The 13,483-nt window shown below is 70.0% G+C and carries 11 protein-coding genes; 6 read left to right on the top strand and 5 right to left on the bottom strand.

All coding sequences use genetic code 11. The annotated features are described in order from the left end of the window. Positions 1 to 527 precede the first annotated feature (527 nt). A complete protein-coding gene (locus tag AOQ37_RS36710) occupies positions 528 to 3,308 on the bottom strand; it encodes a helix-turn-helix transcriptional regulator (RefSeq protein WP_062651299.1) in 2,781 nt (926 codons plus the stop codon). Between the two features lie 216 nt (positions 3,309 to 3,524). Here AOQ37_RS36710 and AOQ37_RS36715 point away from each other — a divergent pair, with 216 nt between their 5' ends. From AOQ37_RS36715 to AOQ37_RS36730, 4 genes are all read left to right on the top strand, one after another. Continuing rightward, positions 3,525 to 5,195 (top strand): FAD-binding protein, encoded by a 1,671-nt coding sequence (locus tag AOQ37_RS36715; RefSeq protein ID WP_062651300.1) that lies wholly within the window; start codon positions 3,525 to 3,527, stop codon positions 5,193 to 5,195. A gap of 155 nt (positions 5,196 to 5,350) precedes the next feature. Beyond that, positions 5,351 to 6,094 carry an SDR family oxidoreductase gene (locus tag AOQ37_RS36720; RefSeq protein ID WP_062651302.1) on the top strand — a complete coding sequence of 248 codons (744 nt, stop codon included), beginning with the start codon at positions 5,351 to 5,353 and terminating at the stop codon, positions 6,092 to 6,094. 84 nt (positions 6,095 to 6,178) lie between these two features. Then, entirely contained in the window at positions 6,179 to 6,649 is a 471-nt protein-coding gene (locus tag AOQ37_RS36725) for a carboxymuconolactone decarboxylase family protein (protein ID WP_062651304.1), read from the top strand. 285 nt (positions 6,650 to 6,934) lie between these two features. Further along, positions 6,935 to 8,467, top strand: coding sequence for an MFS transporter (locus AOQ37_RS36730; protein WP_062651306.1), 1,533 nt, complete (start codon positions 6,935 to 6,937; stop codon positions 8,465 to 8,467). A gap of 112 nt (positions 8,468 to 8,579) precedes the next feature. On the opposite strand, the gene AOQ37_RS36735 is transcribed toward AOQ37_RS36730, so the two are convergent. Then, the gene (locus tag AOQ37_RS36735) at positions 8,580 to 9,818 is read right to left on the bottom strand and encodes a PP2C family protein-serine/threonine phosphatase (RefSeq protein WP_062651307.1); all 1,239 of its coding nucleotides are present in this window, start codon (positions 9,816 to 9,818) and stop codon (positions 8,580 to 8,582) included. Positions 9,819 to 10,127: 309 nt separating this feature from the next. Here AOQ37_RS36735 and AOQ37_RS36740 point away from each other — a divergent pair, with 309 nt between their 5' ends. Together AOQ37_RS36740 and AOQ37_RS36745 are read left to right on the top strand one after the other, a co-directional pair. Next, positions 10,128 to 10,385: a hypothetical protein gene (locus AOQ37_RS36740; RefSeq protein WP_062651309.1), complete on the top strand. Its 258-nt coding sequence runs from the start codon at positions 10,128 to 10,130 to the stop codon at positions 10,383 to 10,385. Positions 10,386 to 10,542: 157 nt separating this feature from the next. Then, positions 10,543 to 10,776, top strand: a complete 234-nt coding sequence (locus AOQ37_RS36745; RefSeq protein ID WP_062651311.1) for a hypothetical protein — start codon at positions 10,543 to 10,545, stop codon at positions 10,774 to 10,776. Positions 10,777 to 10,792: 16 nt separating this feature from the next. Here AOQ37_RS36745 and AOQ37_RS36750 read toward each other — a convergent pair whose 3' ends face one another. The 3 genes from AOQ37_RS36750 to AOQ37_RS36760 form a co-directional block, all read right to left on the bottom strand. Then, a complete protein-coding gene (locus tag AOQ37_RS36750; RefSeq protein WP_062651376.1) occupies positions 10,793 to 11,254 on the bottom strand; it encodes a VOC family protein in 462 nt (153 codons plus the stop codon). Between the two features lie 396 nt (positions 11,255 to 11,650). Beyond that, positions 11,651 to 12,655, bottom strand: coding sequence for a ketol-acid reductoisomerase (gene ilvC, locus AOQ37_RS36755; RefSeq protein ID WP_062651313.1), 1,005 nt, complete (start codon positions 12,653 to 12,655; stop codon positions 11,651 to 11,653). A gap of 118 nt (positions 12,656 to 12,773) precedes the next feature. Further along, the gene (locus AOQ37_RS36760) at positions 12,774 to 13,397 is read right to left on the bottom strand and encodes a GNAT family N-acetyltransferase (RefSeq protein ID WP_063781231.1); all 624 of its coding nucleotides are present in this window, start codon (positions 13,395 to 13,397) and stop codon (positions 12,774 to 12,776) included. Positions 13,398 to 13,483: the final 86 nt, after the last annotated feature.

Below are 13,483 nucleotides of genomic sequence, written 5' to 3' on the forward strand. Positions count from 1 at the left end.
GGCGGGTCGCCTTACACGTGGCGCGGCCGGGGGAGCAATTCACTCGTGACGTGGTCCCTGCGGTTGCGTCGAACGCCACAATGCCGGCAGGGTCAACAGGGCGACACCGAGGGACACGGCCGCCCCGATGCCGGCTATGCAGGACTCGTGCACGCTCGCGGACCTGTTCGATCGCACCGAGCAGCATGCTCGCTGCGATCGGCACCAGGGATCACGCTGTCCCGCCCGCCGAAGAGTGCGAGTCGAGCGCCGAGAGCGAGCGCGCGGAGACCTCCGAGGCGCCGACGTGCAGGTGGGCTCACGATGTTCCTCTCGTACGGCTGGGGACAGGGTGCTGTCTCGCGGCGCAGGGGTGGGCAGCGGACGGGCGTGACCGCCATCTGTGATGTCCCGGTCGACTACTGCCGACCTCGTTTCTCGCCTGCGCGAGGCACTGACCGACCCGGTGCGGCTGGACCGGGTCTAGGCACTGTATGCCGTCACCTACAGGTGCGCGGCCTCGGCTTCGTGATGGTTTCGGTTCCAACTCACCGGGCGCGTGCGCTGTCGAGGACGTGTGGCAGGGCTCGGCGGGAGCTGATGCCGAGCTTCACGTAGACCTTCCGCAGGTGCCATTCCACGGTATGGGGGCTGATGAACAGCTCCGCGCCGATCCGCGCGTTCGTCATGCCGTCGGCGGCGAGGGCTGCGACCTGCGACTCCTGCGGGGTGAGAGCGTTCGCCGGTGTGGCCTCTCGCACGGTCACCTGCTCGCCGGTGGCGATCAGCTCCCGGCGGGCCCGTTCGGCGAACGCGTGAGCAGGCATCGCGTCGAACATGTCGTAGGCCGTGCGGAGATGCTCGCGGGCCTGCGCGCGGCGCTGTGCGCGCCGCAGCCACTCGCCGTACAGCAGGTGGGTGCGTGCCACCTCCACGACAACCCCGCCACGGCCGAATTCCTCGATCGCCGTCCGGTACAGGCGGTCGGCCGTCTCACCATCGGCCAGGAGCGCCTCACTGCGTGCGCTCGCACCCCGCGCCCACCCGGAGTCGGCGGCGCGGGTGAGTTCGGTAAGGCGGTTCAACGAGGCCCGGGCCTGGTCGAGTTCACCGCAACGTGTCGCGGCTTCCACATGTTCGACCAGCGACAGACCAGTGAAGTTGAACCCGTCGTGCTCGATACCGGTGCGGGCGGCCTCGATCGCCTCTTCGTAGCGGGCCAGTCCGTTGAAGAGCACGCCCTGGATGTAGCCCATGGCACCGAGCAGGGATACTTCGCCCCGCTGCACGGCGCGCTCTCTGGCCTCTTCGATGATGCCGGCGGCGACATCCGCCTCACCTCGCCACGCGGCCAGGACGAGCGTGGCGTATTTGTGCGGCGCGTGGCCGGTTGCGGTGGCGATCGCGTCGGCCTCGTCGATCATCCGGTCGGCCTCGGCGAAATCACCGTAGTGGATGTGCACCCCGCCCGCGTAGATCAGAGCCGGTGGCAGGCTGCCGAGTGCTCCGATGTCGCGGGCCAGACGCACTGCGCGAGTCGAGAGTGTGTCCCAGGCATGCAGGTCCCAGGCCCAGTGGATGAACGACTCAAGCGCGACCGGGGCCAGCAGCAGCCACCGTACGGTCGCCTCCCGCGTGCGGAGCTCTTCGTGCTCGAGCAGATCGAGTGCCTCGCGCAGGGCCGGGACGGCCGTCTCCGAGCCGTCCGCGAGCAGGGCCGCCACACCGTCCAAGAGGGCGTCCGCGGCCTTGGAGCCCGAGGAGGGCGCCCCGGACGCGCGGGCCGCGATCGCCGCGGCGCGGGCACCCGTCGGACCATGGACCCGGCCGGCGAAGATGGTCGCACTGATCGCCTCCAGGTACGTCTCTCTCGCCAGGGGAGATCCGGCCGCGGTGAACTGTGCCGCCGCGTTCAGGAGGAGTGGTGCCGCCTCGTCGCTGCGACTGCGGGCGAACAGGATTCTGGCCCGCAGACGTGCCAGGCGGGCCTTGTCCAGGACGCTGAGGGGATACAGGTCGGCCACCGCGGCCAATTCCGTGGCCCGTTCGGGCGCCGCGGCCGAGAAGTGCGCCTCGGCCGCCGCAAGAGCCCGGCGCCCTCGCGGCCAGGGATCGGGCGTCACCTCCACCGCCCGTTCCAGCAGAACCGCCTCGGCCGCGATGCCCCCGCGTTGCCGGGCGCGATCGGCGGCCTGCTCCAGTCCTGCGGCGACCTCCTCGTCCGGCCCGTCGGCCGCCTGCGCGGCGTGCCAGGCGCGCCGGTCAGGGTCCAGGAGGGGGTCCGTGGCCTGGGCCAGGGCCCGGTGCACCGCACGTCGGTCCTCCGGCTCGGCTCCGTGGTAGACCGCCGAACGGACCAGCGGGTGCCGGAACCGTACGGGCTCGCCGAACTCGATCAGGCCGGCTGCCTTGGCCGGTGCGGCGTCCGGAGTGATGCCGAGGGAAGCGGCTGCGCGGATCAATAGGCGCACGTCGCCCACCGGTTCCGCAGCAGCGATCAGCAGCAGGGTGCGGGTCGCGGCCGGCAGCGCACCGAGCCGCCCGGCGAAATCGCGCTCGACGCGGCTGGCCACGGGCCCTTGGACGACCGGAGCACTCGACGCGTCGACGCCGTAGGCCAGTTCGGCCGCGCTGCGGCCGCGAGAGAATTCCAGCAGCGCCAGCGGGTTGCCGTGTGTCTCGGCCACGAAACGGTCCCGGACCCGCTCCTCCAACCGTCCCCCCACAGCTCCCTCCAGGAGTTCACCGGCCGAAGCGGCGTCAAGTCCTTTGAGATGCAGCGCCGTCAGGCCCGCGAGCGCGGACTGCCCCTCGGGGTCGCGGACCGCGAACACCATGGCGACCGGCTCCGCGAGCAGTCGACGGGCCACGAACTCAAGTGTCTGCAAAGACACTTGATCCAGCCACTGAGCGTCGTCCACCAGCACCAGCACCGGCCGGGTCTCCGAGGCGCGGGTGAGCAGGCTCAGAACGGCGAGGCCGACCAGGAAACGGTCGGGCGGATCGCCGACCGCCGTCCCGAATGCCACGCGCAGGGCGTCACGTTGGGGTTGCGGCAGTTCTTCGACACCGTCCAGGAACGGCGCGCACACCTGGTGCAGGCTGGCGTAAGGGAGCTCCATATCGGCCTCGACACCGCGCGCCCAGGTCACCTGCACCCGGGACGCCTGCGCAGCCATGTACTCCAGCAGCACCGACTTGCCGATGCCCGCCTCGCCCCGGACGACCATGACGCGGGAACCGCCGGCCCGAAGGCCGGCCAGCAGGTTGTCGAGGGCCATGCACTCACGCTGCCGGCCGACCAGAGCGGGAAGCGGGCTGGCGATCATGCGTCTCGGCTCCTCGGCGGGATCCGGGGGAACAGTGCTCCCACCGCGGTGTTCGGAAGAATCCTTGTCAAGATACCCACGCCCCCGCCCCTACGGTGCAGACAGACGGTGTAACTACTTCCACGCCCTGAAAACCGCTGAGGTTGTCACAAATCGGGGGTCTGTCCGGTCGATCCCAACCAATGATCCTGTCCGTTCGCTGTCGCAGGAGGACCCATGTCTTCGCTCGGACACCAGCTCACCACGTCTGTCCTCGTGGTGGGAAGCGGTGCGTCAGGCCTCCGAGCGGCCATCGAAGTCGCCGAGGCCGGTGTCGCGGTCGTCGTGGTCACCCAACGGGCCCGCGAAGATGCCACGGCCAGCGCGTGGGACGATGCCGAGTGGGCGCCCGCCCCTGCCCGCCTCGGCGGCACCGGGGAGCGGCACTCGGCTGACACGTCGCGGCAGAGCCGCTTACCGGCCGCTCTGCCTGGCGAGCGGATGACGCCGCGCGCCGCCGCGCAACCCATCGACGGCGTCGAGCCCCGCGGCAGGCGCCCCGGCCGCACCGACAGCACGTCCGCCACACGCCTCACCGGCCCGGACCTGCACCGGGCCCTGCGTGTGCGCGGGCGGCAACTCGCCATCCCCGTCCTGCCGCGCGTGTACGTCACCCGGCTTCTGGTCGACAACGGAACGGTGTTCGGCGCCTACGGATTCGGCCTCGTCGACGGCTCGCGCTACCTCGTGCACGCCGACGCAGTGATCCTCGCCGCCGGCGGACACACGCGCATCTGGCGGCACACGTCCTCGCGCCGCCACGAGAACACCGGCGGCCCCCTACGGCTGGCCGCCGAGGCCGGTGCCCGGTTGCGCGATCCCGATCTGGTGCGGTTCCACCCCTTCGGGCTGATCGAGCCGTACCACGCCGCCGGCATGCCGATCAGCGACAGCGCACGTCATGCGGGCGGCGTGCTGCTCAACAACCTCGGCGAGCGGTTCATGACGCGCTACGACCCTGAGCGGATGGAGCTTTCCGCCCAGGAAACCGTCACGCGTGCCTCCTACACCGAGATCCAGGAAGGTCGCGGCTCACGGTCCGGCGGCGTCTGGCTGGACCTGTCCCACCTGCCCGGTGACACGGTCATGGCGCGGCTGCCGCGCCTGCACCGGATGCTACGGGAACTGCAGATGCTCGACATCACCCGCGACCCTGTCGAGGTCGTGCCGACCGCCTGCACCTCCCTGGGCGGCATCTGGGTCGAGGCCGAGGACCACAGCACCGACGTGGACGGGCTTTTCGCGATCGGGGAAGCAGTCGGCGGCCCGCACCGGCCGGAAGAAGACTCCCACTCCGAAGTCCTCGCCCACGGGCGGATCGCCGGGCGTGCCGCGGTGGAGTACTCCGCCACACGCACCGGTCCACGCCACTCACCCGCCGCGACCCGCGCCGCGGAAGCCGACGTGCTCCGCCTGGTGGCCGCCGACGGCGACCGCAACGCCCGCGCTCTGCAGCGCGCGGTACGACGTCTGATGACGGCCCACGCTGGCGCGGTCCGGGACGAGGCCGGACTCGTCGCGGGACTGGCCGCACTCGACGAGATCGAGGCATGGACGGCGGACATCGGCGTGCACATCGACATCGGCGGCTTCTCTGACCTGGTGCACGCCTACGACCTCAGATCCGCCCTGCTCGCCGCCCGGGCGAGTCTCCAGTGTGCTCGGGAACGGCTCGGGCCGCAGGACTGCCACCACCGGTCCGACCGCTCCGGCGCCGTGCCCGCCCTGCCGGACGCCATGGTGTGGTCCGCAACGACCGGCGTGCGCAGCACACCCCTGTGGCCCGCCCCGACCGGAATCACGGAGCCGCGGCGCGACGCGTCCGACGATGCCGGACCTGCCGTGTGAGGGCGATCGACAGCGGCGCGAAATCTTTGTGCGCCGCGCTGTCACAGATGCCGCGGTCGCCTGGTCAGGAGGGTACGAGCCATCGCGGCTGGTGCCGCGGACGAGGTCGCCGCAGACCCACCGGGCACCGTGCGAGATCAGTGAAGGGAAAGTCCATGAAGGTCGTAGTGATCGGCGGAACCGGACTCATCGGTTCCAAGGTCGTCTCCAAGCTCAACGAACACGGTCATGAGGCGGTGGCAGCCTCCCCGAACACCGGAGTCAACGCGGTCACCGGCGAAGGCCTGGCCGACGTCCTGAAGGGCGCCTCGGTCGTCGTCGACGTCTCCAACTCCCCCTCCTTCGACGACGACGCGGTGATGCAGTTCTTCCGCGCCTCCACCACCAACCTGCTCGCCGCGGAGGCTGCCGCCGGCGTCACACACCACGTGGCTCTGTCCGTCGTGGGCACCGACCGCCTCCAGCAGTCCGGCTACTTCCAGGCCAAGCAGGTCCAGGAGGACATGATCCGGGACTCCGGAGTGCCGTACTCGATCGTCCACGCCACGCAGTTCTTCGAGTTCGCCAAGACCCTCGCGGACTCGGCGACCAGCGGTGAAACGGTGTCGGTCGCCCCCATCAAGATCCAGCCCATCTTCTCAGGCGACGTGGCCGCGGCCGTCGGCCGCACGGCGGTCGGCACTCCGGTCAACGGAATCGTCGAGGTCGCCGGCCCCGACACCTTCACCCTGGAGGACTTCATCCGCAAGGGCCTCGCGGCCCACAACGACCCCCGCACGGTCGTGACGGACCCGAAGGGTCTCTACTGGGGCGCCGCCCTCAAGGAGTCCGATCTGCTGCCCGGCCCCGACGCACAGCTCGGCGAGACGCACTTCGCGGACTGGAGCAGCAAGCAGTAACGGCGAGCCCGGAGCCCACGGCCCCGAAATCGCAGCAACCTCACGTCAGTTCATCTCCCATCACTCGACTCTCAGGATCCATACATGGACGCGCGCATCAACTACTTCGGCAACGCTCTCGCGGGCAAGGTCATGAAGCACCTCAACTCGGCCGGGGCCGCTGTGCACTCGGCGCTTCCCGTCGCCACCCAGGAGCTGGTGAAGATCCGGGCCAGCCAGATCAACGGCTGCGGGTTCTGCACCGACATGCACACCAAGGACGCCGTCGCCGCGGGTGAGGACCAGCAGCGGCTGCACCTGGTCGCCGCCTGGCGCGAAGCCACCGTTTTCACCGACGCCGAGCGCGCGGCGCTGGAGGTCACCGAGCAGGGCACCCGCATCGCCGACGCGGCGGGTGGGGTGTCGGACGAGGCCTGGGCTGACGCCACGAAGCACTATGACGAGGACCAGCTCGCGGCACTGATCTCGTTGATCGCGATCATCAACGCCTACAACCGCATCAACGTCATCAACCAACAGCCCGCCGGCGGCTACAAGCCCGGCATGTTCGGCTGACCCGCGCGCTCCGGCCCGCCGGACGCCTACGGTCCGTCTCCCGCTCGCCCCGGCCCACCGGGCGGGAGACGGACCCTCGACACCCTGCGTCCACACGACGCCACACACCGAACCGCAGCACCCCGGGGCCCACGCGAAGGCCCACCCGCGAGCCACCGCACCCCGGGCAATACGCGCCGCCCCCACCCAGCGCACCCGTGCGTTGGCGAGAAGTCCGGCCCGCCGCACCCGCTGCCCGCACGAACGCACCGGCCGCCTCTTGGCCCACTGTCCCAAGGAGAGGACATGCACCCCTCCCCCGCCGCGAGCGGCCCGGCCTTCCTGCGTATCGCCAGCGCCCGTGGCCGATGGACCCTTCTGGCTACCGTCCTCGGCTCCAGCGTGGTGCTGCTCGGTTCGACCGTCACCAACGTCGCGCTACCGCACATCGGCGACGACTTCGACGCCGACCTCGCGGCACTCCAGTGGACCGTGAACGCCTACATGCTGACCCTGGCGGGGCTCATACTGCTGGGCGGATCCCTGGGCGACCGCTTCGGCCGACGCCGGATCTTCGTCCTGGGCATCATCTGGTTCGCTGCGGCGTCCCTGCTGTGCGGACTGGCTCCCGACACGACCACACTCATCGCCGCCCGCGCGCTCCAGGGCGTCGGCGGAGCGCTGCTCACCCCCGGCTCACTGGCGATCATCGAAGCCTCCTTCCACCCGGACGACCGGCCGCGCGCCATCGGCCTGTGGTCCGGGTTCGGCGGCATCGGGGCGGCACTCGGGCCGTTTCTCGGCGGATGGCTCGTCGACGGCCCCGGCTGGCGCTGGACCTTTCTGCTGACGATCCCCCCGGCGCTGCTGTGCGTGCCCTTGGCAATGCGACACGTCCCGGAGTCCGTCGGCAGGCCTCGTCAGCCCACCGTCCCGGCCGGTCTCCACAGCCGGTCCCGGCGGGGCTTCGACCTCGCCGGAGCGGCGCTGGGCGCGTTGACGCTCGCTCTGGCCACCTACGCGCTGACCGAAGCCCGTTCCGGCGGGCCCGTCGCCCTTGCCGCCGCCGCGGGCAGTATCGCGGCCGCGGCCGCGTTCCTGCTGGTGGAGCGGCGCAGCAGCGACCCGATGATGCCCCTGTCGATCTTCTCGTCGCGGCCGTTCACGGCCATCAACCTGATCACCCTGTGCGTCTACGCCGGGCTGGGCGGGTTCTTCTTCCTGACCGCTCTGCAACTGCAGATCGTCGCCGGCTACTCGGCACTGGCGGCGGGCGCCGCCATGTTGCCGAGCACGGTACTGATGCTGCTGTTCTCCGCCCGCTCCGGGACGCTCGCCCAACGCCTGGGACCGCGCATCCCGCTCACCGTCGGCCCTGTGGTGTGCGGGGCGGGCATGGTGATGACGACGCGGGTGGGCACACACGCCTCCTACTCCACCGACGTTCTGCCCGCCCTGCTCGTGATGGGGACGGGCATGGTCATCATGGTCGCTCCGCTGAGCGTGACGCTGCTGGCCTCGGTCGAGGCCGCCGACGCGGGCCTGGCCAGCGGAATCAACAACGCGGCCGCGCGCGCGGCCGGGCTGGTCTCCGTGGCCGCACTACCGCTGCTGGTCGGCATGAGCCCGGACGCGTACCGCTCCCCCGACTCCTTCGACACGGCGTTCGATCGGGCCATGCCCCTGTGCGCGGGCCTGCTGGCCATCGGCGCGGTGACGGCCTTCGCCCTGCTGCGCGAAACCGCCGACACCACCAACGCACGGCACGGCCGGGCTCACGGCTGGCTGATGGAGCCGCCGCTGGTGTCACGCTTCGCCCATCACCAGGCCCTCGACTAGGTCGAGAGTCGAAATGCCCCGGCCGGGGACCTTTGCCAGCCGGTTCCCACCCCTTCCCCGGCGGGAACCGGCTCGTCCGTGGGCCGGGCCGGTGCTCCCGGTCGGCAGAACATCAACCCCCGCCCCCTCCGTCGCAGGACAAGTGAAGCACCGCCACATCGTCACGTAGCCCCCCGAACGGGGCGGCCAGCAGCGATACGCCGCCTACCAAGGCATCGACGAACGTTTGCGCCTCCAGACGCGCGAGCCGACCGGCCAGCCTCAGCAAGCCCTCCTCCCCGAGCCGTCCACCGGCCGTAGGACCTTCGTAGAGTCCGTCGGTGAAGAGCACGATGCCGTCCCCGTCCTGCATCGCCATCTCGCTCTCCCGCCAGTCCCCTTGCCCGGGGAAGAGTCCCAGCGGGAGACCTGGCGGCGGCTCCACCCAACGGACTTCTCCCCTGTGCCGGTGCAGGAAGCCCGGATGGCCGGCGGTGACCGTCCGCAGGGTGCGGCGGTGGGGCGACAGGACCAGGGACACCACGGTCGCATAGGTCTCCTCCTCCGCTCGTTCCTCGGTCAGGATGCGTTCGAGCAGATGGAGTTGATCCAGCTGGCTCTGCCCGCACAGCACTGCCGTGCGCCATGCCAGGCGCAGGTGGATACCGAGGGCGGCCGCGGCGGCACCGTGCCCGGACACATCGCCCATGACCACGTGGGCGCTGCCGTCGTCGCCGCGCACCACATCGCAGAAGTCACCGCCCAGCAAAGTGTGCGCGCGACCCGGCGCGTAGTGGAAGGCGGTCGTGAAGCCGTCCGCCCGCAGCGTCAGGTCGGGCAGCAGGCCCCGTTCCAGCAGGGCGTTGTCCCGCGCGATCTCCTCGCCCGCCACGGTGCGCCCCGCGACGGCACGTTGCAGCGCCACCCAGATCTTCCGGCAGAACTCGTCGGGAGCGCTCCGGCGGTGGTCGGCCCGGCCCTGCACCGAGCCAGCGACAGAGCGGAAGGCGTGGGACGCATACGTGCCCTCAAGAACGAGCACGGTCGCGTCGGGGGCGTGGCGGCGTACCCGGGTGACGACGTCGGCCAACGTCCGGCCGGCCGGTGTGCTGCCTACCAGAACGCACAGCGGGCCGTGGGTGCCGGACGTGCGGCATCCTTCCTCGACGCTCGTGTGCCAGACCAGCGCATCGGCCAGCCGGTTCGGAAGCAGCCGCCGGACGTGGACCGCGTCCTGTATGTCCTGGGATAGCAGAACCACGCGGAGGTCGCGGCAGAAGGAGAAGTCCCCTCGGGGACGGGCCTCCCGAGCCCGCTGTCCGCCACAGCGATCGACGACCGGAACGTCTGGCGTCGGCAGGGGGATGCTCATGTGTCGTCTTTCGTGCGGCGAGAGGCGATGGCGGCTCCACGCACGAGTGTCGGCGGCTCGCAGAACGCACACCCTTTTTCTCCTGCCTGGACCGATCTGTTCGCTCTTGAGACAGGGGCACACGCGTGTCTGTGACACCAAGATCTCCATCTGCGAGCCGCGCCAAGGCAGTTGAGGGGGGCTGCAACAGGCGATTGGCTGTCACGAACCGGGGCGCTGTCCAGTCAATGAAGAAAGGGCGGAACTCCTCGCGGAGCCCCACCCACTTTTTCCACCATCGCCGCCGGCAGAGAACGGAGATGAGACCTCATGTTCAGCACACCCAGAGACTCCCGTACCTGGTTGGTCGGGCTGCCGTGCCGGTCGAACGACTCCCGGATCGTCTGGCTGTACTACGTCGTCGGCGAGGCGCCGGACGGCGCGGAAGCCCTGTGCACAGCGGTGCGCCGGGCCAATAGCGCCTCCGAGCGGGACGCCCGCGGCCAGGTGCCCGTGGAACCCGATCACGCCGAGGTGCGGCGAATACGAGAGCGCGTCCTGGGCGACTTCGCCCTGGAAGCCTGCTGACCCCTGGAAGCCTGCTGACCCCAGGACGTGTCAGCCGCAGCCCGCCCCGGGCCACCCGCCCCACTGCGGGTACTACGCCTCCGGCTGTCACAAGCGCGCCCCTTGTCCGGTCAGTACGGGGATTGGTGTCCGGCACGACCCGAGGAGGACCAGGAAGATGTCCCAAGGCGTTGATCTTCAGGCGGACCCCGCCACGGTCGCGGCGTCGCTCACGGCCGAGGCGACGGCTCTCGAGGGGCGGCTGCGCCAGCTCCAGGAGGCCGTTCACGTCGTGAACACGCGTATCGCGTCCATCGCCGAGTCCCTCCAGACCCTGCGCGGCACCGCGACGACACACGGCGCAGGTGAGCGTCGCTCCGGATCCCCGGAGGACGCCCTCCCTCGCGGTTGAACACTGCACGAGCTCCTCAGTCCCGTGCCGGCACCTCCTGAAGCACCCATTCGTTGCCGTCCGGGTCGCTGAACTCGGCGTAGGAGTGATAGTCGCGACGCTGCGGGTCGGGTCCCTCGACCCGCTTCTCATCGGTGCTGCGGTGGAACACACCGCTCGTGTCATGGAAGATTCCGCCGGTCACCACGCCCCTCGCGTCGAGTTCCCGGCAGGCCTGCTCGATGTCGGAGACGACGAGGTGCAGGCCCCGCACCGAGCCTGGGGCGGCCGTGGTGACTCCGGTCCCGAACAGGATCGAGCACGCCGATCCCGGGGGCGTCATGTGCACCACGCGATAGGAGGCGTCGATGGCACGGTCAGCATCCAGTCGGAACCCGACGGCCTCGTAAAACGACTTCGCCCGGTCGACGTCCGAGACGGGCAGTACCAGGACGGCCAGCTTGAGCTGCCTGACGTCGGCGCTCTCGACGGCGGGCAGCTTGCCCGTCTCGGCTGACGCGCCTTCGCCCACAGCAGGGGTGTCGGCCTGCGCGGTGTCCTCCACCTCGTCGATCTCCACCCGATACCGGTGGATCCCGGCCCGCAGACCGTGGGCCACGACGGTCCAGACCTCCACCACGCGCCACATCGCGTCGGTGCCTTGCAGGTACTTCCCGTCCGGCGCGGCGGCAGCCTGCAGTTCGGCATCCAGGGCCGGCCGCCGTTCGTGCGGCACGTGGAGTTCCAGGACGAAGCGGCGCAGCGACCGTGTGCCCTGCGCGGCTTCCGCCGCGGGCAGTGGTAGGGCGGCCATCTCGCGGAGCCCGCCGAGCAGGGTGACATGTAGCACCGTCATGAGACCGTCACCGGTCCCCGCCCGTGGCGGCCCGCACGATCACGAGTGCTCCTCGTCATTGACCCAACTCATCAGCTTGCGCAGCTCCTTGCCGGTGGTCTCCAACAGCAGTTCGGAGTCCTGCCGCTTGTACTCGGCGTACTTCTTCAGACCGCCGTGGTACTCGGCCATCCAGTTCTCGGCGAATGAGCCGTCCTGGATTTCGGCGAGAACCTGCTTCATCTCGGCCTTGGTGGCGTCGGTGATGATGCGCGGGCCGGTGATGTAGTCGCCCCACTCGGCGGTCTCGGAGACGCTCCAGCGCATCTTCTCCAGGCCGCCCTCGTACATGAGGTCCACGATCAGCTTCAGCTCGTGCAGGCACTCGAAGTAGGCGATCTCCGGCTGGTATCCCGCCTCGGTCAGCGTCTCGAAGCCGGCCTTGACCAGGGCGGACACGCCACCGGCGAGCACGGCCTGCTCGCCGAACAGGTCGGTCTCGGTCTCCTCGGTGAAGGTCGTCCTGATGACACCCGCACGGGTGCCACCGATGCCCTTGGCGTACGACAGGGCCAGCGGGAAGGCACTTCCTGTGGCGTCCTGCTCGACCGCCACCAGACACGGAACGCCGCGGCCCTCCTCGTACTGGCGACGCACCAGGTGGCCCGGACCCTTGGGGGCGACCATGCATACGTCCACGTTCGGCGGCGGCTTGATGAAGCCGAAGCGGATGTTGAAACCATGTCCGAAGAACAGCGCGTCTCCGTCCTTCAGGCTCGGGGCGATGTGCTGCTTGTAGATCTCGCCCTGGAGCGGGTCCGGGACGAGGATCATGATCACGTCGGCCTCGGCAGCGGCTTCCGTCACCGTCACCACACGCAGGCCCTGCTCCTCGGCCTTCGTCCAGGACTTGGAACCCTCGTGGAGCCCCACGCGCACGTCCACACCCGAGTCACGCAGCGACAGCGCGTGGGCATGACCCTGGCTGCCGTAACCGATGACCGCAACCTTGCGGCCCTGGATGATGGACAGGTCGGCGTCGGTGTCATAAAACAGCTCGGCCATGGCATTCCCCTCGCTCGTAGCCGCTCGCATCGAACCGCAGGGAGAAACACCCGCCGTCGAGCGACAGCCGAAAACACTATCTCATTCTATGTTGTCACACGTGTTGCACTGTGCGAGCTCAGCAAATAGGCGACGCATCCTGGAAGGAGCGCCGGAGAGCCCGCTGAACTCCGGCTTCAGGGGCCCATGGGCGTGCGGCCGATCCCGACACACGGTGCTTTCCAGCGCCGCGTTGCCACCACCCACGTCGCGTTGACGAGCATGCGAGGGCGAGGCTGATGTCCTGCGTCCGGGCCCGGACCGTCGTCGCACTGCCCGTCTCCAGGACCGTGCGCAGCGGTACGCCGGTGCGGTGCAGCACGGCGGCCATGCGGGCGTCGTCGGGGTGGATGACGCCGTAGACCTCAGGTACGCCCAACATGACGGCGAACCGGCCGAGTTCTTTCAGTAGCCCGGTGCCCAGCCCCCTGTTCTGCCAGGTGTCCTCCACCAGCAGCGCCGCCTCGGCATCACCGTCGTCCGACAGCAGATGCCCTATCGCGACGAGCTGCTCTCGCGAGTCCTGCACCGCCAGGTGCACCGAGTGGGGTCGGGACAGCAATCGCCCCAGGTAGATGTCGGGGTCGCCCATGGCCCGGTGGTAGCGGTGCCACCGGGCGGCGGCGGAGCACCGGCGGTGCAGAGCGGCCACACGGGGCTCGTCGTCCTGGTCGACGCGAACGATCCGCAGTCTCTGTCGCATGTCCCTCTCCCTCGCCCTCGGCGCACCGCCGGTCAGCGTGGCCCACTCATCAGACCGGGAGACACGGGCCGTTGTGACGTGTGCCG

Origin of the sequence: Streptomyces maremycinicus, assembly GCF_001184025.1 — a bacterium.
GTDB classification, from domain to species: domain Bacteria; phylum Actinomycetota; class Actinomycetes; order Streptomycetales; family Streptomycetaceae; genus Streptomyces; species Streptomyces maremycinicus.

Coding starts and splice junctions, on each gene's coding strand:
- AOQ37_RS36745 (WP_062651311.1), top strand. CDS start 10,543: ATGTCCCAAGGCGTTGATCTTCAGGCGGACCCCGCCACGGTCGCGGCG.
- AOQ37_RS36740 (WP_062651309.1), top strand. CDS start 10,128: ATGTTCAGCACACCCAGAGACTCCCGTACCTGGTTGGTCGGGCTGCCG.
- ilvC (WP_062651313.1), bottom strand. CDS start 12,655: ATGGCCGAGCTGTTTTATGACACCGACGCCGACCTGTCCATCATCCAG.
- AOQ37_RS36760 (WP_063781231.1), bottom strand. CDS start 13,397: ATGCGACAGAGACTGCGGATCGTTCGCGTCGACCAGGACGACGAGCCC.
- AOQ37_RS36710 (WP_062651299.1), bottom strand. CDS start 3,308: ATGATCGCCAGCCCGCTTCCCGCTCTGGTCGGCCGGCAGCGTGAGTGC.
- AOQ37_RS36715 (WP_062651300.1), top strand. CDS start 3,525: ATGTCTTCGCTCGGACACCAGCTCACCACGTCTGTCCTCGTGGTGGGA.
- AOQ37_RS36725 (WP_062651304.1), top strand. CDS start 6,179: ATGGACGCGCGCATCAACTACTTCGGCAACGCTCTCGCGGGCAAGGTC.
- AOQ37_RS36735 (WP_062651307.1), bottom strand. CDS start 9,818: ATGAGCATCCCCCTGCCGACGCCAGACGTTCCGGTCGTCGATCGCTGT.
- AOQ37_RS36720 (WP_062651302.1), top strand. CDS start 5,351: ATGAAGGTCGTAGTGATCGGCGGAACCGGACTCATCGGTTCCAAGGTC.
- AOQ37_RS36730 (WP_062651306.1), top strand. CDS start 6,935: ATGCACCCCTCCCCCGCCGCGAGCGGCCCGGCCTTCCTGCGTATCGCC.